This is a genomic window from Segatella copri (genome assembly GCF_002224675.1).
Lineage (GTDB): Bacteria > Bacteroidota > Bacteroidia > Bacteroidales > Bacteroidaceae > Prevotella > Prevotella copri_U.
In genome coordinates this window covers 133,629-155,853 of sequence record NZ_NMPZ01000002.1, presented here as the reverse complement: position 1 = coordinate 155,853, position 22,225 = coordinate 133,629, and the positions used below count along the sequence as shown (strand labels likewise).

Here is a 22,225-nt window from a genome sequence, read left to right as displayed (position 1 = left end):
TTGCCGGGATTTTTTTTTGTTTTGTCTAAAAATAGCTGTACCTTTGCACCCGATTAGAGGCATGGTGCCTCCATTATACATTATAAATTATTAATTATCAATTGAAAAATGGATAAGTTACCGATGAATGATGTTCCGATGCTCGTAAGTGCCATCAACTTCCTGCTTCGTGACCACGAGTTTGAAACACTCGATGAAATTTGTAATCACTTCAATGTGAACCGTGCAGCATTAGAAACCAAAATGGCTACCCAAGGCTTTGAGTGGTCAGAGCAGCAGAAGAAATTCTGGTAAACCCCACACGCCCAGAAAAGTATAGTCAGCACGCCCTGTAAGGGCAGAAGCTCCTAGCCCAGGGCAACACCCTGGGTAAAATAATTGCATTTAAAAACGCCCTGTAAGGGCAAAAGCTTTAAAAAAAATATATAAATTGTAAATTATTAATTAACTATGACTCCTCCTCGACCCTTGTGGAAGTCTGTACAAGACTATGTAATGATTGCGATAGGTATGATATCCTACGCCATTGGATGGAACGTATTCCTCTTGCCAACCAATGTGACGGCAAGCGGATTGCCTGGTATTTCCAGTATCATCTATTGGGCAACCGGTTGCCCTGTGCAAATTCCGTATTTCATCGCCAACGCCACCTTATTAATATGTGCGTTCAAGATTTTGGGAGCTAAGTTCTGCGTCAAGACCGTTTATGCCGTCATCGTGGTAACCGCCTTGACCTCCTTCTTCTCCAGTCGTTTAGGCGATATTCATCTCTTGGAAAACCAACCTTTATGGGCTGCTTTCCTGGGTGCCGTTTTCTGCGGCTGCGGAATCGGACTCGGTTTCTCTGTTGGTGGAAGTACGGGTGGTACGGATATCATTGCCGCCATTGTCAACAAGTATCGCGACATTTCCTTAGGTAGAGTGATTATGATATGCGACATTTTCATCATCAGTTCCAGCTATCTGGTGGTTCACGATTGGGAAAAAGTGTTATATGGTTATGTGGTTCTTTGCGTTCAGGCATTCTGCATCGACCAGGTGGTGAACAGTCGCCGTAGAAGTGTACAGTTCTTCATCATTTCGCAGAAGTATGAGGAGATAGGCAAGCGCATCAATACTGATGCCGATAGGGGAGTAACGGTGGTGAATGCCAGCGGTTTCTATTCCGGTCAGGATGTGAAGATGCTTTTCGTGCTTGCCAAGCAGCGCCAGGCTCCAGCCATTTTCCGCCTTATCAGCGAGATAGACCCGAATGCCTTTGTCAGTCAGAGTGCCGTTATCGGTGTTTATGGTGAAGGTTTTGACAAGATTAAATATAAAAGCAAAAAAGAGCACGGAGTTTAATATTCCGTGCTTTTTTTGTGCATCAGGAAAAGTCAAGAGGGTGAATCATAAACTTATGACACACCCTCACTTTACCAAAAGAGCAAGTACGGGTTAAGTAAGTCCAGTGGAAGGGTAGCAACTCAAGTAGTTCAGTCGAGCAACTCAAGTAGTTCAGTAAGACAATTCAAGTATTTCAGTAAGCGAGTTCAGACGTCTCAGTTAGCTGATGCAGACGTCTCGATAAGCTTACAGATACGTCTCCGTTAGCTTACGCAGTAATATCTGTAACCCGATGCAGCCATATTCTTAATCCGATGCAGTCATATCCGTAAATGCTATACCGATCAAAATCGGCTGCAAGGGTACGAATTTCAGCGAATATTTGCAATACCTTGAAGTAGGTAAAGTTTATACGTGGATACGACGATATAGGGAATAGGTCTCTGTTGTATAGATATTATGGGTAGAAAAAAGGCAATGAAGATGTGCCAAGCTTGGAAGCTCTTGGCACATCTTTGTTTTATGACGTTTAATATAACTTGAAATTAATGTCAAGTTTTATAGTCTGATTGAGTTCGGAACTATTGGTGAACGTCCCATAGAGTCTGCCATCAATGCCAGACCAAACACGACTTGAATAATCCCACGTCACGCCATTATGTTTCTCGGTTATAGGGTCTGGTGTAACCGTAAAATAATTCCATTCGGTAGAAATCTGAGAATGCTCCGTAGGAGTGTAAGTAACAGTATTTTCTGTTCTTGGATTCTCTACGGTAATATAGCATTTGTCCTTTGTTTGAACAGATGTAGGGTCATTGTTAGGTGACGCTATCATACAATTAGTCCTTGAAATATTATCAAGATGAAGGCAAAGGGTAACAACAGAATCTGGTGTATCTACAAGTTTTACCTTCCAGTCAAACATAGAGACCTTCTCTTCATTTTCTCTGACAATAAAATTATAATCTGATTTTGTAGAAGAAACCAAGGCGTTAATATCATTCATTGAGATTTCTGTGTCGTTCAACTTTCCCTTAACATAACTCTGATGATATATAACTTCTTCTGGCTCGTCATCTTTTGAGCAAGATGCCAATACTATTAGCATAAAGAATACCCATACAAGCATCTTGTAGTTTTTACTCTTCAACACTTTCTTTACCACAATTAAATTCATTTAAATACAATTTTTAATAAAACATTAAATTTTTCGGATGCAAAATTATAACGTTACTTCGGTTCGTGCAAGTCCAATCACCATGAGTCGGAGAAATTGGGATATGAGTCCCTATAAATTGCAGATGAATCTTGTCCTACTACCCAATAACATGGTTTGTAGGCGAAAATAACGGATTCATGGGCGATTTTTCGTCTTTCATAGCTCTAACTATTGGTAATTTCGTAAAAAAGCACTAAATTTGCACACAAAAATGAGTAATATGAGCAAATATAATAGTTTTATAAAGAATTGGTGCATCATATCCATCGCCACCTGTATTTTTTCCTACATAATGTGGGGATTGATGGACTTTGAAACATTCGTAGGCACAGGTCTCACCATTGAAGACTTGTGCTTTGACATTGCATATTGTTCCTTTTACACATTGTTTTCTTTGTGGGTTTCATTTTTCTTGGGTAACATCTTTGTAAGAGACAAGATAAGCTATCCTCGCTTTGCCACCCATATCCTATTGTTGCTGCTAGCCAATTCTGTTTGGGCTGTTGCATTTGAAAACATATTTGATAATCTTTGGCATGCTGGGAACGATGTGTATTGGGACAGATTATATGTTTTTGGATTAATCGCCACATTGCTGACCATGGTGAATGCGTGCATGTATTATTGTTCCATCCTCATCAGAAAAGAGAAGGAAAACGTAGTGCTTACCAATAATCTCTTGCGTCAGCAGATGAATCCGCATTTCATATTCAACAGCATTAACACGTTGGCAGACTTGATTGAGGAGAATCCTGTACAGGCAGAAAGTTTCACTCTGAAATTCTCTGAAATCTACAGATATGTAGTCACACATTTGGATGATGAGACGGTGCCTGTACATGAAGAGATTCATTTCGTGAAGAACTATTGTGAGCTTCAAGAGATAAGTTCTCCTCATACCATACATGTGGAAATTGCCGAAGAACTGGAAAGATGCAAGAATAAGACTTTACCATTGGCGATACAAATGATGGTAGAGAATGCGATAAAGCATAACTGTCATACTAAGGAAAGTCCGCTTTCTATCTCAGTGTATTGTCATGGCGAATATATTATCGTTAGAAATGTAGTGAATCCGATAAAGAGCACTTTACCTACAACACAAAAGGGATTGTCAAACTTGCGTCTGCGCTATAGTCAATTAGGAAAGGAACTGGTCGTTAGTAACGATAATAAATATTTTGAAGTCAAACTTCCAATCTTATCAAAATCATGAAAGTTTTAATCATAGAAGATGAAGAGCGTGGATTCTCAAGACTAAAGCGCCTCTTGCAAAACATAGACAACTCTCTGGAGATACAAGGACCACTGACCACGATGAAAGCAGTCATAAACTATCTGCAAAATCCGCATGATGAGGATATTATCTTTGCGGACATTAGATTGGGTGACGGTGATGTGTTCGAGGCTTTCTTGGAGATAGCCCCAACTTCACCTGTTATTTTCACCACGGCTTACAGCGAGTATGCTTTAGAAGCATTCAAAAGCAACGGTATCGCTTATCTTCAGAAACCGATATTGCATGAAGAATTAGAAAAGGCTCTTGCGAAAGCTAAAGCCATGTGTAATCAAAGCATAGACTACTCAGCCCTAATGGAGAAAATGGGGATGCCTGTTGGTAAGAAATGGAGAAAACATTTCCTTGTGCATATATTTGATGGCTTCAAACTTATCAAGACAACGGACATAAGCTATTTCTTCTCAGAGAATGGTGTTGTTAGAGCATTCCTTTGTTCTGGTAATTCCGTAACCATCAATCAATCTTTGAATGATTTGGAGCAGCAACTGAATCCCGATTTGTTCTTCCGAGTCAACCGACAATATATGGTGAATATTGATAGCATAGATAAACTCGCCAATTTCTTCAAATATAAAATGACCATTAGTCTTCATGGCTTCCCTGATTTGCGAATCGTGGTCAGCAAAGACAGATTTACACAATTGAAGAATTGGTTAGATAGATGAATTATGATATATCTTGGCTTAGGAGAGGTTGCATATCCATTAGCAAACTCCCTAATCCAAAAAAGAAAACTGTTGATAACAAAGAATAAAACATAATGAAGAATAGATTTTTAAGCATTGTATGTATTACTATTTCGATGATAGCATTTTGCTCTAACAAAGTTTACGCACAAAGCAAGTTTCATTTTGACATAGACTATCACTATAATCTCGGACTTTCAACTTCAAACACAAATGGAAGTGGACATTGGGGACGTGGTGATTATAAAATGGGTGGAAATTCCATTCATTTTACAGGTCGCTATGATGTAAGTGATAAGTTTTCAACTGGTCTCGGCTTTGGATGGGATAGATATACAGAGTTTGACTATAACACTCTGCCCATCTTTGCCACATTGAGATACAAGCCTATCAAGACTTTGAAGAATGCCTATTGCTTCACAGATTTAGGATATGGCATCAAGCCAGAAGACACCTACAATTCTGGCTTCTTGATGAATTTGGGTATCGGCTATACCAAGATGTTTTCCGCTCATTTCGGACTAAACTTTCAGATAGCGTATAACTATAAAATATTTGATGATGGAATCATGAGCTTGCAGTCTGACGAAAAGGGGAATTATCTTGACTGTGAATACGATGACACTATAAGACATTCTATCTCTTTCGGTGTGGGTGTTACTTTCTAAGTTCGTTTACTGTCATTGCCTTTGATGATAGTCATGTGCAACTGAGTACCATTCGTGAGGCGTTTGCATCAAACGGCATCGTATGTGACACTGCTGAATGCAGGAGAAGTTGAACGACAAAATGCGAAAGGATGATGAATTGGAAAGAATGAGACGATAAAATGGCATGAAGTAGGTATTTGGAATTTTTTCGTAGAAATTCAACAGAAAGTTAACAAAAAATTTGGTAAAGTGAAAATAAAAGCATATTTTTGCAGATTAAATAAGTACATAACATTAAAAACAAGAAGATTATGGCAATAGAAATTAAAACAATACCTGTCCTTCATGGTGAGGCAGCAGCTCGTTTCGTTGAAGCAGCTGATGAGGCATTGGAAAAGCGTGGCTCCATTGACTTCTCCAAGCAAGTAGCCAAGGCACGTGCTATATTAAAACGTTCAAAACTGTACATTTAAAATGTTAGAGCAATGTGATTTTATGGAACTGACAGAGGAAGTCTTGCAGCTATGCAAAGGCTTCACTTGTAAGGATGAGGACATAACAGAGTTCTTCACCCAAGACTATGCTGACTATACCTATCAGTTGCTTGGAAAATCATATTGTTTTGTTAAACCAGATACTTCTGAAATAGTCTGCGCATTTACAGTAGCTAATTCGAGTGTAAAAGTAGATTCACTTCCTTCAAACCTTCGGAATAAGCTTAATAGAAAGATTCCGAATGCTAAGCGAAGACCGCAGTATCCAGCAGTGTTGGTTGGACAGTTGGCAGTAAGCGATTTATTCAGTGGACATCATGTGGGAGACGAATTGTTGGATTTCATCAAATCATGGTTTATAGACCCATTGAATAAAACAGGATGCCGATATGTCATTGTTGATGCCGTCAACCATCCGAAAGTGTTTGAATATTATCAACGAAATGGTTTCAAGTTCTTGTTTTCGTCAGATGAGGAAGAATGGACCTTTTTGCATAACAAAGGTCTAGAGCCAACAACTCCGATAGAGCCGATGAAGACACGACTGATGTACTTTGATTTGATTTATCTTCGCACAAAATAACAAATAAAAGATTTGCAATCCGCCTCAAGCGAGAACGCAGCATCACGAATTTGGAGATATGAAAAGCCTACGGCTGCGGATTGCAAATCCGCTTTAAAGTGGTCGAGCCTTTTTTGTCTGCGGATTACAAATCCGCAGGAACGCCTAACGGACCCTAACGCCTAACGGACCCTAACGCCTAACGGACTTGCGAGCTGTTGATTTATGACACACCCTCTTGTGGACCTTCAGCCCGTACTTGAACCACATGCGAAAGTTCAGTATATTTATAAACAAGCAAGTTGATATTTATTCACTTGCGAAACTTGAATAAATTATAAATTATAAATTAATTATGACTCCTCTTCGACCCTTGTGGAAGTCTGTACAAGACTATGTAATTTCCGCCTTATCAGCGAGATAGACCCGAATGCCTTTGTCAGTCAGAGTGCCGTTATCGGTGTTTATGGCGAGGATTTTGATAAGATTAAGTACAAAGCCAAGAAAGAACACGGAGTTTAATTATAACTAAAATATCCCCCATCCTGCTTGCAAAAATAGGATAGGGGGATTTCTTATCTGTTACCTCTAAGATAATATCTTATTTCAATTTTTCTATCTGTTCCTGGGTAAGACCGGAATACTTCATGATCAGATTGATGTCAACGCCATCAGCAAGCATATTCCTGGCAATATCCAGGGCTTTCTGGTTCATACCTTTCTCCATACCTAATTCCATACCCTCTGCAAGACCTTCTTGCTTCGCCGTATCAATGGAGTTCTTGATATCCCGGTATGCCATCTTACTTGCTTCATACTCCCTCATTTCCTGAGGTGTGAACTTGGCAATCTCGGCTTCCTCAAAGAGACGGTCGAATACCTTGTCGCACAGCTCCTTCGGACGCTGGGTAAGCTTATAGAGGTTCTTCAGCGCATAGAGCCATTTTTCGTAGAGCGTTTCCAGTTCTCCTAGTGTCTTATTGAATTTCGCAATCTCTACATAGATAAACTCCAGCTTGTCGTAGAAAATCTTGTGGGTAGCGGTATCGCACAACTGTACATGATGGCGAATTTTCTCCTTGTCGAAGGCATCCTCGTTCATGTTGAAGTTGAGCAGCGCAACAGTATAGACATGATTGAGCTTGAAATCCCAGTCATTCCCCTTGGGTGCCTGCTCGCGAATCGGGAAAGTGGAGTAGAAGAGGGAGCGGTCCTTGAAATAAGCCTGGTAGGCATTCTGCATTTCAACGATGAACTTCTCGCCGTTTTCTCCTTCGCAATACACGTCGAAGATGGCCTTGCGGTCGGTATAGACATCTCCCACATGCTCCGGATTCAGATACGACACATCCTTCACAACCTGTCTGCCATTAAACAAGCTGTTGAGGAAGCAAATGAGCAAATCCTTGTTCATTGCCGTTCCGAATATTCGCTTGAAGCCGAAGTCGGTCAGCAAGCTGATGTATCTTTCTTCTACCTGTTTCATACGCAATTCATTTAATTCAACATCTAGTTTCGCCGCAAAATTACGCTTTTTTCCTGAAACGACCAAATAAAAAGCGGGAAAACTGGCTGATAGACATTCATAACTCTTTCTATCACATAATGCAAATCCCCCAGCCCGAAGTTTGCAGGTTGGGGGATGATTCTTTCTGTTCCCATTCCTATACCAACCGATAAGAATGGTACCTTCAAGAAGACACCATCTGGCGGGAGGAGTCAGCATTCGTCCGGCTCTCCCAGATATTCAAAGATTACAGCTACCTGTCGGGGCGAAAAATATTGGCAGCCAACCAGGTATCCCTGCTTCTTCAACTCATCCCATAAAGGAATGCAACGCTTGATCCAATCCATCAGATGGCGGCGAGCTGTCGCCTTGCTGGTGGCTTCCGGAAAAAAGAGCAAGCCCAATTCCGTCTTGCTGTACATACGATTCGATATTTCCATAATCTATATTCTCATTTGTGTTCTTCAAAGAGTCATCTATGCAAGAGGCTTCTTTATGCATGATGATCCTTTAAAAAGCCATCCAATGCCTTGGCTATATAGGCACCCACATTGATCTTTCTATGTTCCTGCTGGCACTTACGGATAAAGTAGTCTTTCTTCTGAAACCAGTCCTCCAGCTCTCCCTGCATATCGAGTGCCAGGCGCTGGCTTTCTAGAACTGCAATCTTCTCGTCCACGTGATATTGTGTATAGAGACGCCATTTCAGTCGGGCACGTACCCCCTGCAATTCCTCAGGAACTGTAGCGCCGCCCGAAGTGTCGCCCGTATTTGCGCGGTCTATAAAAGTGAAGGTGATATGATCGGGCATATGGTGATGCGTCTCTGCCTCTTCTGATTGATAGAAAGGCTGATATACAGGGTATTGGTCGATAATTCTCTGGTCGTAGAGGCGTTTCAGATCCTTGCAGGCAAAGTCGAGTGCCTTGTTCTTGAGTGCCGACCAGGTCTTGTAGTAGTCCTTCCTGCCATGCAGCAAAGCCATCAGATTTTCGGGCTTCACCATGGTATAGCCCTTGGCACCCCAGCAATTCATCATTAGATATAGTTTGATGCTCGATGCACCACGGCACAGTCGCACCACATTCAGGTCGATGTGGCAGGCGCCCTTGTCAAAACTGAAGAAAAAACGGTAGGCATGGAGGTCATAGCGGAGTTTAACCCACCATCTGCCCTGATATTGGCAGACCTTGCATTCAAAAAGGTGATCAAACTGGGTGTAGAAGGTATGATCGCCCAATTTGTAAGCTAGTTCCAGAGGGTGTTTGGCCATCTGGAGCAAAGCATTACGCAACTGAGAAGCATGTCGGGTATCTGCCAGATCAAACTCTGAGAGCTTTATGCAGAGGTCGATATGACCTGCTGCACGCTGTTCCGGAGTAAAGATGAAGGTCTCTCTATTGATGTGTAAACGGATATTGAAGTCAATCAATTTCTGGGATATCTTGATTAACTGCAACATGATTTTCAGTTCGAGGGTAGAAAAGTCGTTGTGCGACAGTCCCTGTACCCCCATAATGGTAATAACGTCTTTTTCCTGTTTAGGAGAAGGCATTAGGAAGGGCTCGGGCTCTTCCGATTTCTGGTTTTGATTGTTTGTTGCCATATTGCTTTTGTTTTGTTTAAGTTTAAATCACCTTCCGGGAAGGAGATTCTTGATGTTATTATAGAAATACGGCACGGAATTAAAATAAAGTTCCAACTTTTTCGAGGAGAACAGGTCAACATACATTGACCTTTAGGGGGTTCTGCATCGACTTTTTACCTTACTTCGCATCCGTGCCGATAATTCAAATCGAATTAATCGGGCACAATAATGCCTTGTAAGGATCTAAATTGAATGCTCATTTTTCAGGCCCTAATCCTACTCAATGAGCGAAGTTGGAAAATCCTCACTAGAAAGTAGCTCCCCTGGCAAAAGCATCAGGAGCTGAGAAATTCCTATTCTCTTAACTTTCTTGATGCAAAGGTAATCATTTATTCTGACTTAAACAAATTTTATTCCCCAAAAATGCATTTTACTTGTTATTTTTGAAAAAAAACTTTTTCTTTTGCGCATTACGCATTGTGATTCTAAGTATAAATCGTATATCTATTAGCTATATGGGTATAGTATATTAAGAAAAATAACTATATAATAGCTTGATAGATAGATATTTATAAACATTGTCCTATCTTCGATAGTGGTAGATTCTCTTTCTAATAGGAGTGAAAAACCCTGGTAGTGACTAAACCTCTCCCTGCTAGTACTGCTTTCTTACGCTTCTCCCTGCTAGTGCAAAAGTTCATCTTTCTGCAAGATTACTCAATCATATCTATGGTTTACAATTCTCCTATCAGTGAAGCATCACGTTCTTACGAATGATAGTCATCGTTCCTATCAGCGGTGGCTGCTGCTCCTATCAGCGATACCCATCATTCCTATCAGCGTGGTCTGTCGCTCCTATGAGCGATACTCATCTTTCCGATGAACGATACTCATCTTTCCTAAGAGCGATTGGCGTGCCTGATAAAAGAGTGCAAAAGTGAACATAAGAAGGCGAAAGAGTGCAGAAGACGACGGAAGCGGACGAAAGTGTGCAGATGCCCCCTCGCCGGTTTCGTAACTTTGCCATTGCATTCGGGAAGAGTCCGATGCACGAACATTTAATAACAATTTAAATTTTTAGTATTATGTCTGTTAGTTACAGTTTGGTAAAGTACGTTCCTAAGTTTGGAAAGAATGCAGGTAAGGGTAAGTTTTATGCCCGTGCCCAGGTGAACGAGAAGACTTCGCTCAAGAAGTTCTCTAAGATGATTGCGATGCAGACCACGGTTACCTACGCAGATGTCACCGCAGTATTGGTAAGTGCGGTAGAGAATCTGATACTGGAGCTTCAGCGTGGCAACCAGGTGGAGTTTGGTGATTTGGGCAAGTTCCGTCTGCAGATTGTCAGTGATGGTGCTGACAGTGCCGCTGATTTCAAGAGCGACACTCATATCAAGGGTGTCAACGTCCAGTATGCTCCAGGTCCGGAACTCTATTCTGTATTCCAGAATATGGAGTTTGTACAGGTAGCATCCCGTGCTGTACAGCGTGCCGCATTGAAGGCTGAGAAGGAGGGTGCCAAGACGATTGACATTGAGGAGGTGAAGAAGGCTGCCAGCAAGAAGCAGAATACTTCTGGCGACAGTTCTGCAGGTGGCGATTCTTCTACCGACGGCGAGCATACCTCTGGTGGCAGTACAACGGGTGGCAGTACAACGAGCGGCAGTACAACGGGCGGCAGTACTGATGGTGAAGGCTCTGATGGTGACAATGTAAGTTTGTAGAACCATTGCATCATGGCATCATAGTAAGTATCATTTAATTTTATTCATTTAAATCTTTAAAATCTTTAGCGTATGACAGAAAAGAAGAGACAGACACTGAACGAGGTCATCAAGTTTGTGGTGACAGTATTAACCGCCCTGCTTGGGGCACTGGGTGTATCATCCTGCACCCTATAGTGAGGAGGACGGCTTATGAGAAAGATTGATATGATTGTGGTGCATTGCAGCGGTAGCCGCTGCAATCACCGGTACACTCTAGAGCAGTTGCGCCACGACCATGTGGTGGTGAACGGTTGGCGCGACATCGGTTATCATTTTTACATCACCCTGGAAGGTGTGGTTTATCCCTGCCGTCCGGTGGAGCGGATGGGTGCTCATGCCTTGGGCTACAATGCTCATTCCATCGGTATCTGCTACGAGGGCGGTTTGTCGCCGAGCGGTTGCATTTCTGATACCCGCACGCCAGCCCAGAAGGAGGCGATGAAGCTTCTCATCCTCCGTCTTCACCGTGAGTTTCCGGACATCAAGACCATTCTGGGTCACCGCGATTTGCCGGGCATGCAGAAAGCCTGTCCCTGCTTCGATGCCACGAAGCTTCAGCCTCTGCTGGCTTCATAGCATCTCATGAAATTCTCCCAACCCGTATGTTCTGGCAGGTTGGGGGAATATCAAGGATACCGGAAAGTAAGAAGGGTCTATACGCCACCTTTTCATCGTGGCATATAGACCCTTGTCGCTTCCCGTGAGGCGCAATGTGTACCAAACCTGTTAATTATAAGTAATAAAAACAAAAAATCTATCGTTTTTGTTACTTATGTGAAACAAAAAGAGTATCTTTGCGAAAAGTTTTACTCGTATGAAACAAAAAATATTAGAAAGACTAGGGTATTCCAATCGTATCGAACGCATGTTTGGACGTGGAATGATGATTGCATTGACGGGCCAGAGGCGTGTCGGCAAGAGTTGTGTGATGCGGCGAATTTATAATCACATCGCTGAGAATGAAGAAAATCACGTTATCTATATAGATAAGGAGAAAACCTCATTTGATATGATAGCCAACTATCAGGATCTGGAGGCTTATGTAGCAGCCAACATCGTTGAGGGTAAGGAAAACTATCTGTTTATTGATGAGGTGCAGGAGATTTCTGATTTCGAGAAAGCACTCCTCAGTATCCAATCGGATGATACCTGCCAGATTATGATTACCGGCAGCAACGCCAAAATGCTTTCGGGCGAACTGGCAACTCGCCTGAGAGGCAGATATATTGCTTATCGCATTAGAGGACTCTGCTATGAAGAGTTTCTGACGTTCCATGAACTGAAGGATGATGATGCTTCCTTGAACCTGTATCTGCAGTATGGCGGGCTCCCTCAGTTGCGCAGTTTAGGATTGGAAAATACGGATTTGGTAGAAGATTATCTTGACAATGTGTATAATACGATAGTACTTCGTGATATCATAGAGCGAGAAAACATCAGAAACATACCATTGTTGCGAACGCTGCTGAAGTTTGTGAGCGATAATATCGGTAAACAATTCTCAGCAACGAGTATTGTAAAATTTCTGAAAAGCCAGAACACCGAAACGTCTGCCAAGATGATTCTCACGTATTTGGAGTATTTAAGCAATGCTTTTATTATCGATCGAGTTAACAGATACGACATTCATGGCAAGCGACTTTTCGAGTTAGGCGACAAGTTCTATTTCGAAGATCTGGGAATCAGGAATCATATTATAGGTGGCAACAGGCGTTTTGATATCGAAAAGGTGATGGAAAACGCTGTATATATCCATTTGTGCAGGATGGGGTATAAAGTATATGTTGGTCAGATGTATAAGGCTGAGATTGATTTTGTTGCCGAGAAAGCGGATAGTGTGGCGTATGTGCAAGTTACCTATCTGCTGGCTTCTGAGGAAACGGTAGAGCGTGAATTCGGCAATTTGAAATTGATAAAAGACAGTCATCCCAAATACGTGATTTCTATGGATAGGCTTTACAGTCAAACCAATATTGATGGCATTAAGCACATTCATCTGCGAGATTTTCTGAAAATGACTACTTTGGTTTGATGCCAGGTAGATTATGAATATCACCATATAATCAAGGGTCTATTCGCCACCTTTTCATCGTGGCATATAGACCCTTGTCGTTTTTCTATGAGGTGCGGTAAAAGCCACTGTATTAAGGACTTATACAACATCCTTTTCTTGTTCAACAGCAAACGCCAGCATATAACTTATCTATTGGAAATATCAAATCCCAATTCTTTCCCCAAACGATATTACCAAACTCTATCTTGAACTTTTTGAATTTGTTTTCATTCAAGTAAGAGTTATATTGCGGATGTGGGTGATTTCTGATAAAAGCACCTACATCTATCGTCTTAATGGTATCATCATTAAAGTGTAATTCAACTTTTAATGGCGCCACATATTTTGCAGAAACGATACTTAAGTTCATAATTTCTTCGTTATTTTAGTTGAACGTGTATTGGTTCATGCTCATTTGAATAGAACAGAAAGATAAATCCGAAGTATTCAAATATCTTTGGCATCGCAACCTCCTTTTTTAATCTATCTTGATTGCAAAGTTACGACTTTATTTTGAAAACGCAAAGAAAACGGGAGAAAAGTTTCGGGAAAAGTTTGGATTCCCGTATTTTATAAGATAAAGGATAGCCATCCCATACCAATACTAATCCGGAATACATCGGTAGGGAACAAATACTCGTGACAGGTTGGGGGAATATTATGTGTTAAAATCACAAAAAACTTTATGTTGTCAGGGTTTTGATGTATATTTGCAGAACTAATTTAAAATATTAAGGATTATGAGTGAAAGTGAGATTGAGGGCTTTATCAACGAAGTTGAATCAGGTTTAGTTGAAGCTCAGCATGATATGTTGGTAGAAAAGGCTTTATACAATCGTCCTGTGGTCATTAGTGACGGAAATGGCGGGGTAGTAGAAGTTTCTGCCAAGCAATTATTAAATTACTGAACTTTCGCAAGTAAGCCCCACACGCCCTGAAAGGGCAGAAGCTCCTAGCCCAGGGCATCGCCCTGGGTGTTTATGGACGCAAACCTGTCGCCCTGTAAGGGCAAAAGCTTTCAAATACCTGGCAATATACAAAGCTTTTGCCCTTACAGGGCGCCTTGCTGATTGCCATCATACCCAGGGCGCTGCCCTGGGCTAGGAGCTTTTGGGCCTTCAGCCCGTACTTAAGCCACATGCAAAGTTCAGTCATTAAGAATCTGAGCAATTCATAAAAAACAGAAAGCGGAGATGTAGATTACGAATGTCACCATATAATCAAGGGTCTATACGCCACCTTTTCATCGTGGCATATAGACCCTTGTCCTGTTACATAAAAAACGCAATCTCTCACTTTTTCCGTAACTTTTCCCAGAAATCCCTTGCAGATATGAAAATAAAGTCGTAACTTTGCGCTTGAGAATTTTAAAACAGATGGTTATGAAGTACTTAGATCCTAAGGCAGACCTCACGTTCAAGAAGATATTCGGCAATCATCCTAAAAGACTGATCAGTCTTCTGAACGCACTCCTGCCACTCAGCGAAGAGGAGCAGATACAAGAAATCAAGTATCTGCCTACAGAACTTGTGCCCCAGCTCGAAGGGGGCAAAAACACCATTGTGGATGTACTCTGCACAGATGTCAGAGGCAGGAAGTTCTGCGTGGAAATGCAGATGGAATGGTCTGATGCATTTCAGCAGCGAGTACTGTTCAATGCATCCAAGCTCTATGTGAGTCAGGCTAAAAAGGGCGGAAAATACAGCGAACTGCAACCAGTGTATTCTCTCAACCTGATAAATGATATCTTTGCGCATGATACTCCAGATTTCATCCACAACTACCGCATCGTGCACGATAAGGACAGTAACAAGGTGATTAAAGGCTTGCATTTCACCTTCATTGAACTCCCTAAGTTCACACCTCATTCCATCGCCGACAAGCGCATGATGGTATTGTGGCTCCGTTTCCTCACGGAAATCAATTCCAATACGAAGGAGATTCCTTCCGACCTGCTCAATGACCCAGAGATTGGAAAAGCCGTAGAGGAGCTGGAGATTTCCGGTTTCTCGGATGCCGAACTCAGAGCCTACGACAAGTTTTGGGATTCCGTAAGCGTTGAAAGAACCCTCATAGATGACAGCTACCAGAAAGGTAAGGAAAAAGGTAAGGAAGAAGGAATTGCTGAAGGTATGGAAAAAGGTATAGCAGAAGGCAAACATGAGGCCAACACAGAAACAGCACAACGATTGCTGGCAATGGGACTTTCTGCCGAACAGGTTGCCAAAGCTACCCAGCTGTCTTTGGAAATCATTAAGAATCTGAGCAATTCATAAAAAACAGAAAGCTGAGATGTAGATTACGAATATCACCATATAATCAAGGGTCTATACGCCACCTTTTCATCGTGGCATATAGACCCTTGTCGTTTCCCGTGAGGTGCGGGGGATATAATTGCTGGGCAACTTATACTCCTGCCCAGCTTAGGAGTTAAACAATCTACTTTATTATTCAAATTTATATCTACACGTTATGGACTTAAATTCATACCCAAGGAATTTTTTGCTGACATGTTCAACACTAAGAGCATAATCTGCAATAATATCAGCAGTCCAACAATACCTACCTTCGGCTTCGCCATCATTCATAACTTTCTGGTCTTTTGACAAAACCAAATCGATTAACCGGGTGTCGAGACCATCAAAGATACCATTCTCTCTGACATTACCATATACTTTTGTAAGATTGCCTAAAACTACTTTTTGAAGCCCTGAACAATCTGAAAAAGCATTTTCCCCGATTTCTGTAACATCTGGGAGGACTATGGATTTCAGCATGTCCCAGTACATAAATCCTCTTGAAGGAATCTTCTTACATCCTATCAAAGTAAGGTTTATACTCCCATCCCTTGCATCTTTAAGTCCGATATTTATTGCTTCCAATGTTTCTTCATCCACATCGGGAGCAAGAATGAGATTGATGTAAGTCTTGCCCGCATACAATTCCTTCTTGACGTCTTCCACAATTTGATCGTAAGTGATAGCTTTGTCAGTCAGCGAAACAACAGTAGCATCCAGTGCATAACTCTTAGCATTTTTTGATTCTTGCGAGAATTTATAAGTTGCCAAAGGAGCTTCTTCATATTTCACAGTGAATTTGGAATATGGTACAAAATTACCATATAAATAGGCATTGCCCTTTTCATCCGAAGTAAGGGCATAATTTTGATCCCATTTCATATCGCTGCTGCCCGCAGGAGTGTATTTATCGATGCTAACTGTTATTGGCTTATTTGGCATAGTTGCAATGCGCAAGCGGGAATAGTTGCGTGTTGCCTCGGAAAATTTTACGGTTATAGCCTCACCATTAGGGGTGATATTGGCTTTTCCCTCGATATATTCATCCGTTCCTTCAACCTTGCCTTCTTTCAAAACTAATTTGCCGGCTTCCCATTTGTAATTAGGGGCATAATATACATGAGGAAAGGTTGGCACTTCGTCTTCTTTATAAGACAGCTCGCCACTTGCCAATTCCCAGCTACTGCCATTATATGTAAAAGCAGCATACTTAGACCCAAAAGTCTTACTGGTCATCTCCAGAAGCAACTCATCTCCTACAGCCCATGAAGTCTTGCCTTCATCAGGTGTACCAATAGCACGAGTCTGTGAATCTCCGAATGCCGGAAATTCACCAACAACCAACTGTACGTTGTTTTTGCCTGTTGTTGCGGTTGTTTCTTCTATATCACTTGTGCATGACGCCATTACTATAGTAACGACAGCCAGCATGATGTATTGAAATATCTTTTTCATATTCTTTCCTCCAATTATTTGAGATCTTCTTCGTTGTTACTGTCCCAACCTTTCAAATCATCTACGCTGATTCGGGTTAGTTCCACTTTGTCTTTTCCTACATAGAGTTCGTAGGTGTAGCGATAGCCCTCTTGAAAGTTCGTATCTGACCTCATTTTTGCATGGAAGTTTTTGTCGCCTATCTTGAAATTCACGAAAATCTCGCCAGTTTTGTATGAACCAGGGATAACGATTGCAGAAAACATACCATCGTCATGCTTACAGGCTTTTACCCAATCAGGATTGCCAGAAGGTGTACCCATGACAAATTGCTCTTGTCGGTCGTCTCTGTTAAAATAAACGCTGGTGTGTTTAGAATACACTTGTGGTTCACTAATATCCATATCAGGATAATCCGCAGTACCAACATGATATACTATCGTGACCAGCGACATGCGATGCTTCATACGAATGCTTAAATCAAACCGAGGAGAATCGTGCCAATATCCAGTTATGAGATCAGCGTTTTTTAATTTACTTTCGCTGCTTTGATCTGTCTGTAAATCATACTGTAGATTATTTTTCCCAAAATCCGTGTCAGATGGATATACAGCCAAAATAGTATGTTGATCGTAGCCTGTTAACCAACGAAAACTTCCTGTACGAGACCATTCGTTTGTTGCACTATTAAAAGAAAGAACAGTCGTACTACCAGGATCATAATCCGTAAATATACTTACTGTCAGTTTATCTTTATCCTCCCAATTGTCACCGTATCCAAATGTATTGACACGAGTCTGCATGCCTCCAACAGAGAAAGTGGCATTGATTTCCTGCCCTTTCAGCGTTGGAGCCATATCTTCATTTTGCGTACATGCTGTAAAGCCCATAGCCATAAGGCCCATTACCGCATAGGAAATTCTTTGTTTTATCGTCTTCATAATCTTCAGTTTTTTATTGTTAGTGAGTTAGTGAGCGACCAAGCTCACTAACCCTGTATTTCCTATTTCAGTACCTTATTTATCAGAATTATTCTATTTCTGCATCGAGAGGTTCATTGTCTACGCCAAGATCCCAACTCGTTATGTTTGCATTTCCTATTACTATACTATTATTATGAACTCTGATAGTATAAGTATATTTTTTACCACCTTCGAATCCATTTGGTAGGGATATCTTTGTTGTATAATTGTTAATAGTATTTTCGTTATACATCACATTACAACTAATGGTCAATTCTTTGTTTTCGAACTGTTGCGGGAAGAGTATGAACTTGCAGACCCTGGCATCGGTCAAAAGACCTGTTACTGGTAAGGTTATTGGGGAAGAAGTCCCTGTGGCTTCTGTCGCACCTGTTTTTACATTTATCTTACCCTGTGTCTTTATCTTGTCCAATGTTATACTTTGAAGATCACTCTTGCTGCTCTCGACACCTTCTCCTGCACTGACCGTAAATTCTATCATACTCATCTTGTGCTTAAAGCGATGATCTTTCTCTGGCAAGGATTCACCCACATTATTCAAGTCAGTGAAATTAACCATTGGCGATGCTTTGCTGGCTATTGCTCCCGAGGCAAAGAGAAAATCGTTTGCTAATAAGGTATTACTTGGATTGCTGTAATCAATAGTCCAATCATTTATTAACCAACCATCCTCATCGAATTTGTCATTATTGGGGTCATCAATGTATGGATAATACGCACTGAATGTCTGTTCCGCATTATCTCTAAAATAAATAGGATTTGCCGAAACAAATTCACCATAATTGTCATATTCATACTTTACATTTGTTCCTTTTGTGTTTCCTGCGGAAGTGACGTACACGCCAATGGCATCGCCTGCTGTCCAGCTGTTGTTGTCTGCAGTTCCACGGGTTTTGATATTGTTGGAAATATCCGCCTTTACTGTAGCAGCAACAGGACCATTGTTGCCAATACCATCTTCTTCGTTAGCGCAAGCAGCAAACAGCAATGCTGCGGCAGCGATGTATAAGAATTTAAATTTTTTCATATATCTTGTTATTTAAGAGTTGTTATTGTGCTATATGTTCATTATTGTCTCCTGCCTCTGTCCAAGACTTAATGGTTCCAGAAATATCTACGGCAGAACGACTCAATTTTACTACTGTATAGTGGTATCTTTTGCCACCCTCAAGTTTTACTGGCATTGTCCATACAAAAGGAGCGTCGTAACCATTCTTGAGGTCAAACTCTATCACTCGGCTTGCTTCTTCTGTAGGGAGCAGGATTGCCTCATACAGCTTGCCAGCTTCGGTAGTTTTCATCGTGATGTCCGCAGGAGTTTCTTCACCAGAGATAGTTCCATCCACAAGATTGAAAGTGGCTTTGGTATTCTGACCTTTCACTGTCACAGTCATTTTCTTAAGGTCTTCTTGCGTGAGACCGTTACCTGGTTGAACATCCAAAATAAGATTGCTTAACTTATGGAAGAACCTCAAGTCAACCTGTGGCGTAGCTTTGTTGCAACCTTCTGTCTTGGCATACATGAAGTCGATAGCTTCTTGTTTCCCTTGGTCTGTTACATCAAGTGCTACCTTGTAGTCATTGACAGTGGTCTGTGGATAGTAAGAATAGAAGTCCACATCTCCATCTATCGGGAAGAAAATAGTCTTACCACCAGAAACAGGTGAAAAGGCTATACTTCCATTTGACTGATAGCAAACATTGTCAACACCCTCTTTAATTGCATCTGCCGAGAGAGGCTGATTTGCTCCAGTCATGAAGATACCTATCTTGTCACCATCAGCCCAGGCTACACCCGCAGCACGGGTGTTTACGCTGATACCACCAGTAAACTGCACGGCTACCTTATCGTTCTGGGTAGAAGGTGCGGTGTCTTCTGTACTGCATGAAACCATTGCACCTGCCAAGAGTGCAAGGGCGAAAAACTTAGTCATCTTTTTCATATTATAAATATTTTAAAAGTTATTTTTTTATTTGATTTCTACTTCTTTGTTGAGGTCATTCCAGCCATTGATGCCTGTTTGCAGATTCATCTTCGGCCGCATCTCTTCGTACTTGAACCTTAGTTCATACTTTCCTCCTACCTTCATCATAGGAGCGGTGATGTCAAACTCCTGCAAGGTCTCGTTAGGGAGCAGCAGTCGGAGATAGATATGAGAGGCGGGGCTTCCCTGTATGGTCGGCATCAGCCGAATGACTTCCGATTTCAGGGTTGATTCCGTAGCCAGGAGGGTAGGGAGTTCCACTTCCGTTGGCTCTATGCTCGGCAAACCATATTCTCCATCACTATTCTTCAGTGTAGGGAACAGACACCAGGCACAATCCAGCGCCTTGCCACTCATCTCTGTGCCTTTCGGTATGTTCTCGATGATGATGGTCAGTTCGGCAAGCACGCTCCTAATAGGATTCTGCACCACATAGTTACCTTCCTTGTTATCTATCTTCACGTCGGTCACTCCGAAATAGGCATTGTTCCTTACATCCTTGGGATTGGTCAAACCTATCAGAATATTGTTCCAATTAGTCAAAGCCCTGGTCTGTTCGCTGATAAAGAACGGTTTTGTTAGGTTGGTGGTAGTCAGGATGCGATAGGTTCCTTCCGGGAGTTCGAATCGTTGGCTTGCTACTTCCTCCGTGCTTCCATAATGCTTTTCCTCTATCAGGGAACCCTTGTCGGCATCGAATATCCAGAGCTTCACGTCATTCACATCCGTACCTTGGTCGGCTTCATCTGCCCAGGTGAGCGATACAGACAAGCCACCTTCATCCTCACCACCATGAACATCATGGTCGCAACTTGCCAACAGGCATGGGACGCATAACAGCACCCATAACCAAATATTAAATCTTCTTTTTGCTTTCATTTTCTATCTTGTTTTATGGGTTACTGATGATTGTCTGTTGTCTCTACTCGGCGAGCTTTCTGGGCTTCGCGAGATCCGTCGCTTCCCTTACCTGCAGCCGAAATGCGGCTTGCCGCTATGCCTTTCTTTACCAGCCAGGCCTTCAGGGTTTCTGCTCGCTGGCGAGAAATGCGCTTGTTCACCGCTACGCTGCCCCTGGTGTCGCACCAGCCTGTCACCGTCACCTTCATATCCGGATTCTCCTTTAATATATGGAGGATTTCGTTCAGCTTGGATTCCTCGTCAGGGTTGATGGCGATACTGTTGAAATTGAAGTAGATAACAGGGAATTTCACCTCTGAGGTTTCAGCAATGTCTTGTTCTGCAACCTTGGTTTCTGCCTTATCCGCCTTGGCAGCCGACTCTTGCTGTTGGGTGTTCTCCTCTGGGGTAGTCTGCTGTTGCTGGACTTCCGGCTGAGGAATGGTTGAGGTTTCCATCATCTTCCTTTTCTTTGCCTTGGTGAAGCTGAAGCCCAGTCTGATGCCACTTTCCCAAACGAAGTTGTTCTTGTGCAGATGCTCCGGCATTCCGTCCATACGTTCGCCAGTAAGACGGGTCAGACCCGAATAGATGCCCAATTTCAGACATGAAGTCAGTTGGTAGCCCACTTGCAAGTCTGCACCATAACCCAAATGCCAGTTGGTTGAACCTTTCATCACCTTAGCATCATCGGCTATAGTATGGATGTCAGCTTTGGTCGTTACTGCATATATATGAGGTGAAACAGCCAAATCCCATCGGCTGTCAGCTGTTTGATGGAACAACCCAAGGAGATTGATATTCACTCTTGCCCCATATCTGCCCATTCTGACATGGCTTTTCAGATTGGCATATTCCCAACTGTCCATGCCTAAGACACCTGCCTTGTAAAGCACGCCGTCGCTACCCAACCAATAGTTGCGTTCTACGCAACAGTCTTGTGCAGACAAGTTCATCTCTCCATACTTGGCAGATAACTCAGCCGAGAAGATGGAGTTGAAACGATAGCCGCCATATAAGCCAGCAGCCCAACCGAGGTGCGTCTTGTCGTGTCCGAAACTTGAGAAAGTAGAGAAACCGAAAGGCATACCACCCTCAATACCGACGTACCAGCCTTGCGAAATAGTCTTTCCATCTTCTTTTACTTCTGCTTTCGCAAAAGAAAAAGGAAGAATAAATGCAAGCATTGCGACCAGCAGCCGATGTCTTGTTGTTAAATTATTTTTCATATCATTCATTTATTTTTTATCGTAAAGGTAAGGATCTGTCTCCAATTACAAGACAGGTATCCATCATAAAGCTAATTCATCCATTCTATCCGAAACTCACTCCAGAAAATACAAGAGGTTTGTTAAGAAGATAAATATGGATGCCAACAGCAAAAAGATATAAAAGCGTTCTCTCTTGATGAAGTCACGAAAGCTATAGCGAGCCTTCCAATGATTCTCAAGATACATCCTGTACTCATGTATCAT

The 22,225-nt window shown here is 42.0% G+C and carries 24 protein-coding genes and 1 pseudogene; 14 read left to right on the top strand and 11 right to left on the bottom strand.

The features are described 5' to 3' along the window. Positions 1-108 precede the first annotated feature (108 nt). Together CFT61_RS02660 and CFT61_RS02655 are read left to right on the top strand one after the other, a co-directional pair. Positions 109-294 carry a DUF4250 domain-containing protein gene (locus CFT61_RS02660; protein WP_089542938.1) on the top strand — a complete coding sequence of 62 codons (186 nt, stop codon included), beginning with the start codon at positions 109-111 and terminating at the stop codon, positions 292-294. 156 nt (positions 295-450) lie between these two features. Continuing rightward, entirely contained in the window at positions 451-1,344 is an 894-nt protein-coding gene (locus tag CFT61_RS02655) for a YitT family protein (RefSeq protein ID WP_089542937.1), read from the top strand. A 511-nt stretch (positions 1,345-1,855) separates the two neighbouring features. Here the strand turns inward: CFT61_RS02655 and CFT61_RS02650 are convergent. Continuing rightward, positions 1,856-2,503 (bottom strand): hypothetical protein, encoded by a 648-nt coding sequence (locus CFT61_RS02650; protein ID WP_089542936.1) that lies wholly within the window; start codon positions 2,501-2,503, stop codon positions 1,856-1,858. A 592-nt stretch (positions 2,504-3,095) separates the two neighbouring features. Between CFT61_RS02650 and CFT61_RS02645 the strand changes: the two genes are divergently transcribed. The 6 genes and pseudogenes from CFT61_RS02645 to CFT61_RS16485 all read left to right on the top strand — a co-directional run. Continuing rightward, a complete protein-coding gene (locus CFT61_RS02645) occupies positions 3,096-3,761 on the top strand; it encodes a sensor histidine kinase (protein WP_158577325.1) in 666 nt (221 codons plus the stop codon). After that, positions 3,758-4,510, top strand: coding sequence for a LytR/AlgR family response regulator transcription factor (locus CFT61_RS02640; protein ID WP_089542934.1), 753 nt, complete (start codon positions 3,758-3,760; stop codon positions 4,508-4,510). Before CFT61_RS02645 ends, CFT61_RS02640 begins: the two co-directional genes overlap by 4 nt. A 95-nt stretch (positions 4,511-4,605) precedes the next feature. Next, a complete protein-coding gene (locus tag CFT61_RS02635) occupies positions 4,606-5,199 on the top strand; it encodes an MtrB/PioB family outer membrane beta-barrel protein (protein ID WP_233546633.1) in 594 nt (197 codons plus the stop codon). 293 nt (positions 5,200-5,492) lie between these two features. Then, positions 5,493-5,654 (top strand): hypothetical protein, encoded by a 162-nt coding sequence (locus CFT61_RS16790; protein WP_171479883.1) that lies wholly within the window; start codon positions 5,493-5,495, stop codon positions 5,652-5,654. A gap of 22 nt (positions 5,655-5,676) precedes the next feature. Beyond that, positions 5,677-6,258, top strand: coding sequence for an N-acetyltransferase (locus CFT61_RS02630; RefSeq protein ID WP_254918825.1), 582 nt, complete (start codon positions 5,677-5,679; stop codon positions 6,256-6,258). Positions 6,259-6,639: 381 nt separating this feature from the next. After that, positions 6,640-6,759, top strand: a pseudogene (locus tag CFT61_RS16485) (DUF2179 domain-containing protein); the annotation flags it as partial. Between the two features lie 79 nt (positions 6,760-6,838). Here CFT61_RS16485 and CFT61_RS02625 read toward each other — a convergent pair. From CFT61_RS02625 to CFT61_RS02615, 3 genes are all read right to left on the bottom strand, one after another. Then, complete coding sequence (locus CFT61_RS02625; RefSeq protein WP_437176816.1) at positions 6,839-7,723, bottom strand: Rpn family recombination-promoting nuclease/putative transposase; 885 nt, start codon at positions 7,721-7,723, stop codon at positions 6,839-6,841. A gap of 233 nt (positions 7,724-7,956) precedes the next feature. Beyond that, entirely contained in the window at positions 7,957-8,184 is a 228-nt protein-coding gene (locus tag CFT61_RS02620) for a DUF4248 domain-containing protein (RefSeq protein ID WP_089542930.1), read from the bottom strand. Between the two features lie 53 nt (positions 8,185-8,237). Next, positions 8,238-9,350: a replication initiation protein gene (locus tag CFT61_RS02615; RefSeq protein WP_089542929.1), complete on the bottom strand. Its 1,113-nt coding sequence runs from the start codon at positions 9,348-9,350 to the stop codon at positions 8,238-8,240. A gap of 1,067 nt (positions 9,351-10,417) precedes the next feature. Here CFT61_RS02615 and CFT61_RS02610 point away from each other — a divergent pair. The 4 genes from CFT61_RS02610 to CFT61_RS02600 all read left to right on the top strand — a co-directional run bounded on the left by CFT61_RS02610 (position 10,418) and on the right by CFT61_RS02600 (position 13,130). Next, positions 10,418-11,056 carry a DNA-binding protein gene (locus CFT61_RS02610; RefSeq protein ID WP_176425476.1) on the top strand — a complete coding sequence of 213 codons (639 nt, stop codon included), beginning with the start codon at positions 10,418-10,420 and terminating at the stop codon, positions 11,054-11,056. A gap of 72 nt (positions 11,057-11,128) precedes the next feature. Beyond that, a complete protein-coding gene (locus CFT61_RS16785; protein ID WP_153096588.1) occupies positions 11,129-11,233 on the top strand; it encodes a smalltalk protein in 105 nt (34 codons plus the stop codon). Between the two features lie 15 nt (positions 11,234-11,248). Next, positions 11,249-11,674 (top strand): N-acetylmuramoyl-L-alanine amidase, encoded by a 426-nt coding sequence (locus tag CFT61_RS02605; RefSeq protein ID WP_089542928.1) that lies wholly within the window; start codon positions 11,249-11,251, stop codon positions 11,672-11,674. A 238-nt stretch (positions 11,675-11,912) separates the two neighbouring features. After that, positions 11,913-13,130 (top strand): ATP-binding protein, encoded by a 1,218-nt coding sequence (locus CFT61_RS02600; RefSeq protein WP_022109872.1) that lies wholly within the window; start codon positions 11,913-11,915, stop codon positions 13,128-13,130. A gap of 142 nt (positions 13,131-13,272) precedes the next feature. Here CFT61_RS02600 and CFT61_RS02595 read toward each other — a convergent pair whose 3' ends face one another. Beyond that, positions 13,273-13,521, bottom strand: a complete 249-nt coding sequence (locus CFT61_RS02595; RefSeq protein ID WP_022251301.1) for a DUF2442 domain-containing protein — start codon at positions 13,519-13,521, stop codon at positions 13,273-13,275. 370 nt (positions 13,522-13,891) lie between these two features. Here CFT61_RS02595 and CFT61_RS16780 point away from each other — a divergent pair, with 370 nt between their 5' ends. Both CFT61_RS16780 and CFT61_RS02590 read left to right on the top strand, forming a co-directional pair. Then, positions 13,892-14,059 carry a hypothetical protein gene (locus CFT61_RS16780; RefSeq protein WP_176425475.1) on the top strand — a complete coding sequence of 56 codons (168 nt, stop codon included), beginning with the start codon at positions 13,892-13,894 and terminating at the stop codon, positions 14,057-14,059. 468 nt (positions 14,060-14,527) lie between these two features. Continuing rightward, positions 14,528-15,427: an Rpn family recombination-promoting nuclease/putative transposase gene (locus tag CFT61_RS02590; RefSeq protein WP_089542927.1), complete on the top strand. Its 900-nt coding sequence runs from the start codon at positions 14,528-14,530 to the stop codon at positions 15,425-15,427. A 171-nt stretch (positions 15,428-15,598) separates the two neighbouring features. On the opposite strand, the gene CFT61_RS02585 is transcribed toward CFT61_RS02590, so the two are convergent. From CFT61_RS02585 to CFT61_RS02560, 6 genes are all read right to left on the bottom strand, one after another. Then, positions 15,599-16,903, bottom strand: coding sequence for a hypothetical protein (locus CFT61_RS02585; protein ID WP_089542926.1), 1,305 nt, complete (start codon positions 16,901-16,903; stop codon positions 15,599-15,601). A gap of 14 nt (positions 16,904-16,917) precedes the next feature. Continuing rightward, positions 16,918-17,823, bottom strand: coding sequence for a fimbrillin family protein (locus CFT61_RS02580; protein WP_089542925.1), 906 nt, complete (start codon positions 17,821-17,823; stop codon positions 16,918-16,920). Positions 17,824-17,911: 88 nt separating this feature from the next. Beyond that, the gene (locus CFT61_RS02575) at positions 17,912-18,892 is read right to left on the bottom strand and encodes a fimbrillin family protein (RefSeq protein ID WP_089542924.1); all 981 of its coding nucleotides are present in this window, start codon (positions 18,890-18,892) and stop codon (positions 17,912-17,914) included. A gap of 22 nt (positions 18,893-18,914) precedes the next feature. Continuing rightward, positions 18,915-19,799, bottom strand: a complete 885-nt coding sequence (locus tag CFT61_RS02570; RefSeq protein ID WP_176425474.1) for a fimbrillin family protein — start codon at positions 19,797-19,799, stop codon at positions 18,915-18,917. Positions 19,800-19,835: 36 nt separating this feature from the next. Further along, on the bottom strand, positions 19,836-20,729 hold the full coding sequence (locus tag CFT61_RS02565; protein WP_089542922.1) for a FimB/Mfa2 family fimbrial subunit: 894 nt from the start codon (positions 20,727-20,729) through the stop codon (positions 19,836-19,838). A gap of 20 nt (positions 20,730-20,749) precedes the next feature. Next, positions 20,750-21,979: an OmpA family protein gene (locus CFT61_RS02560; RefSeq protein ID WP_176425473.1), complete on the bottom strand. Its 1,230-nt coding sequence runs from the start codon at positions 21,977-21,979 to the stop codon at positions 20,750-20,752. Positions 21,980-22,225: the final 246 nt, after the last annotated feature.

Excerpts from the sequence above, each read along its gene's own strand:
- CFT61_RS02660 (WP_089542938.1), top strand. The coding sequence starts at position 109 with ATGGATAAGTTACCGATGAATGATGTTCCGATGCTCGTAAGTGCCATC.
- CFT61_RS02655 (WP_089542937.1), top strand. The coding sequence starts at position 451 with ATGACTCCTCCTCGACCCTTGTGGAAGTCTGTACAAGACTATGTAATG.
- CFT61_RS02650 (WP_089542936.1), bottom strand. The coding sequence starts at position 2,503 with ATGAATTTAATTGTGGTAAAGAAAGTGTTGAAGAGTAAAAACTACAAG.
- CFT61_RS02640 (WP_089542934.1), top strand. The coding sequence starts at position 3,758 with ATGAAAGTTTTAATCATAGAAGATGAAGAGCGTGGATTCTCAAGACTA.
- CFT61_RS02635 (WP_233546633.1), top strand. The coding sequence starts at position 4,606 with ATGAAGAATAGATTTTTAAGCATTGTATGTATTACTATTTCGATGATA.
- CFT61_RS16790 (WP_171479883.1), top strand. The coding sequence starts at position 5,493 with ATGGCAATAGAAATTAAAACAATACCTGTCCTTCATGGTGAGGCAGCA.
- CFT61_RS02630 (WP_254918825.1), top strand. The coding sequence starts at position 5,677 with ATGGAACTGACAGAGGAAGTCTTGCAGCTATGCAAAGGCTTCACTTGT.
- CFT61_RS02625 (WP_437176816.1), bottom strand. The coding sequence starts at position 7,723 with ATGAAACAGGTAGAAGAAAGATACATCAGCTTGCTGACCGACTTCGGC.
- CFT61_RS02620 (WP_089542930.1), bottom strand. The coding sequence starts at position 8,184 with ATGGAAATATCGAATCGTATGTACAGCAAGACGGAATTGGGCTTGCTC.
- CFT61_RS02615 (WP_089542929.1), bottom strand. The coding sequence starts at position 9,350 with ATGGCAACAAACAATCAAAACCAGAAATCGGAAGAGCCCGAGCCCTTC.
- CFT61_RS02610 (WP_176425476.1), top strand. The coding sequence starts at position 10,418 with ATGTCTGTTAGTTACAGTTTGGTAAAGTACGTTCCTAAGTTTGGAAAG.
- CFT61_RS16785 (WP_153096588.1), top strand. The coding sequence starts at position 11,129 with ATGACAGAAAAGAAGAGACAGACACTGAACGAGGTCATCAAGTTTGTG.
- CFT61_RS02605 (WP_089542928.1), top strand. The coding sequence starts at position 11,249 with ATGAGAAAGATTGATATGATTGTGGTGCATTGCAGCGGTAGCCGCTGC.
- CFT61_RS02600 (WP_022109872.1), top strand. The coding sequence starts at position 11,913 with ATGAAACAAAAAATATTAGAAAGACTAGGGTATTCCAATCGTATCGAA.
- CFT61_RS02595 (WP_022251301.1), bottom strand. The coding sequence starts at position 13,521 with ATGAACTTAAGTATCGTTTCTGCAAAATATGTGGCGCCATTAAAAGTT.
- CFT61_RS16780 (WP_176425475.1), top strand. The coding sequence starts at position 13,892 with ATGAGTGAAAGTGAGATTGAGGGCTTTATCAACGAAGTTGAATCAGGT.
- CFT61_RS02590 (WP_089542927.1), top strand. The coding sequence starts at position 14,528 with ATGGTTATGAAGTACTTAGATCCTAAGGCAGACCTCACGTTCAAGAAG.
- CFT61_RS02585 (WP_089542926.1), bottom strand. The coding sequence starts at position 16,903 with ATGAAAAAGATATTTCAATACATCATGCTGGCTGTCGTTACTATAGTA.
- CFT61_RS02580 (WP_089542925.1), bottom strand. The coding sequence starts at position 17,823 with ATGAAGACGATAAAACAAAGAATTTCCTATGCGGTAATGGGCCTTATG.
- CFT61_RS02575 (WP_089542924.1), bottom strand. The coding sequence starts at position 18,892 with ATGAAAAAATTTAAATTCTTATACATCGCTGCCGCAGCATTGCTGTTT.
- CFT61_RS02570 (WP_176425474.1), bottom strand. The coding sequence starts at position 19,799 with ATGACTAAGTTTTTCGCCCTTGCACTCTTGGCAGGTGCAATGGTTTCA.
- CFT61_RS02565 (WP_089542922.1), bottom strand. The coding sequence starts at position 20,729 with ATGAAAGCAAAAAGAAGATTTAATATTTGGTTATGGGTGCTGTTATGC.
- CFT61_RS02560 (WP_176425473.1), bottom strand. The coding sequence starts at position 21,979 with ATGAAAAATAATTTAACAACAAGACATCGGCTGCTGGTCGCAATGCTT.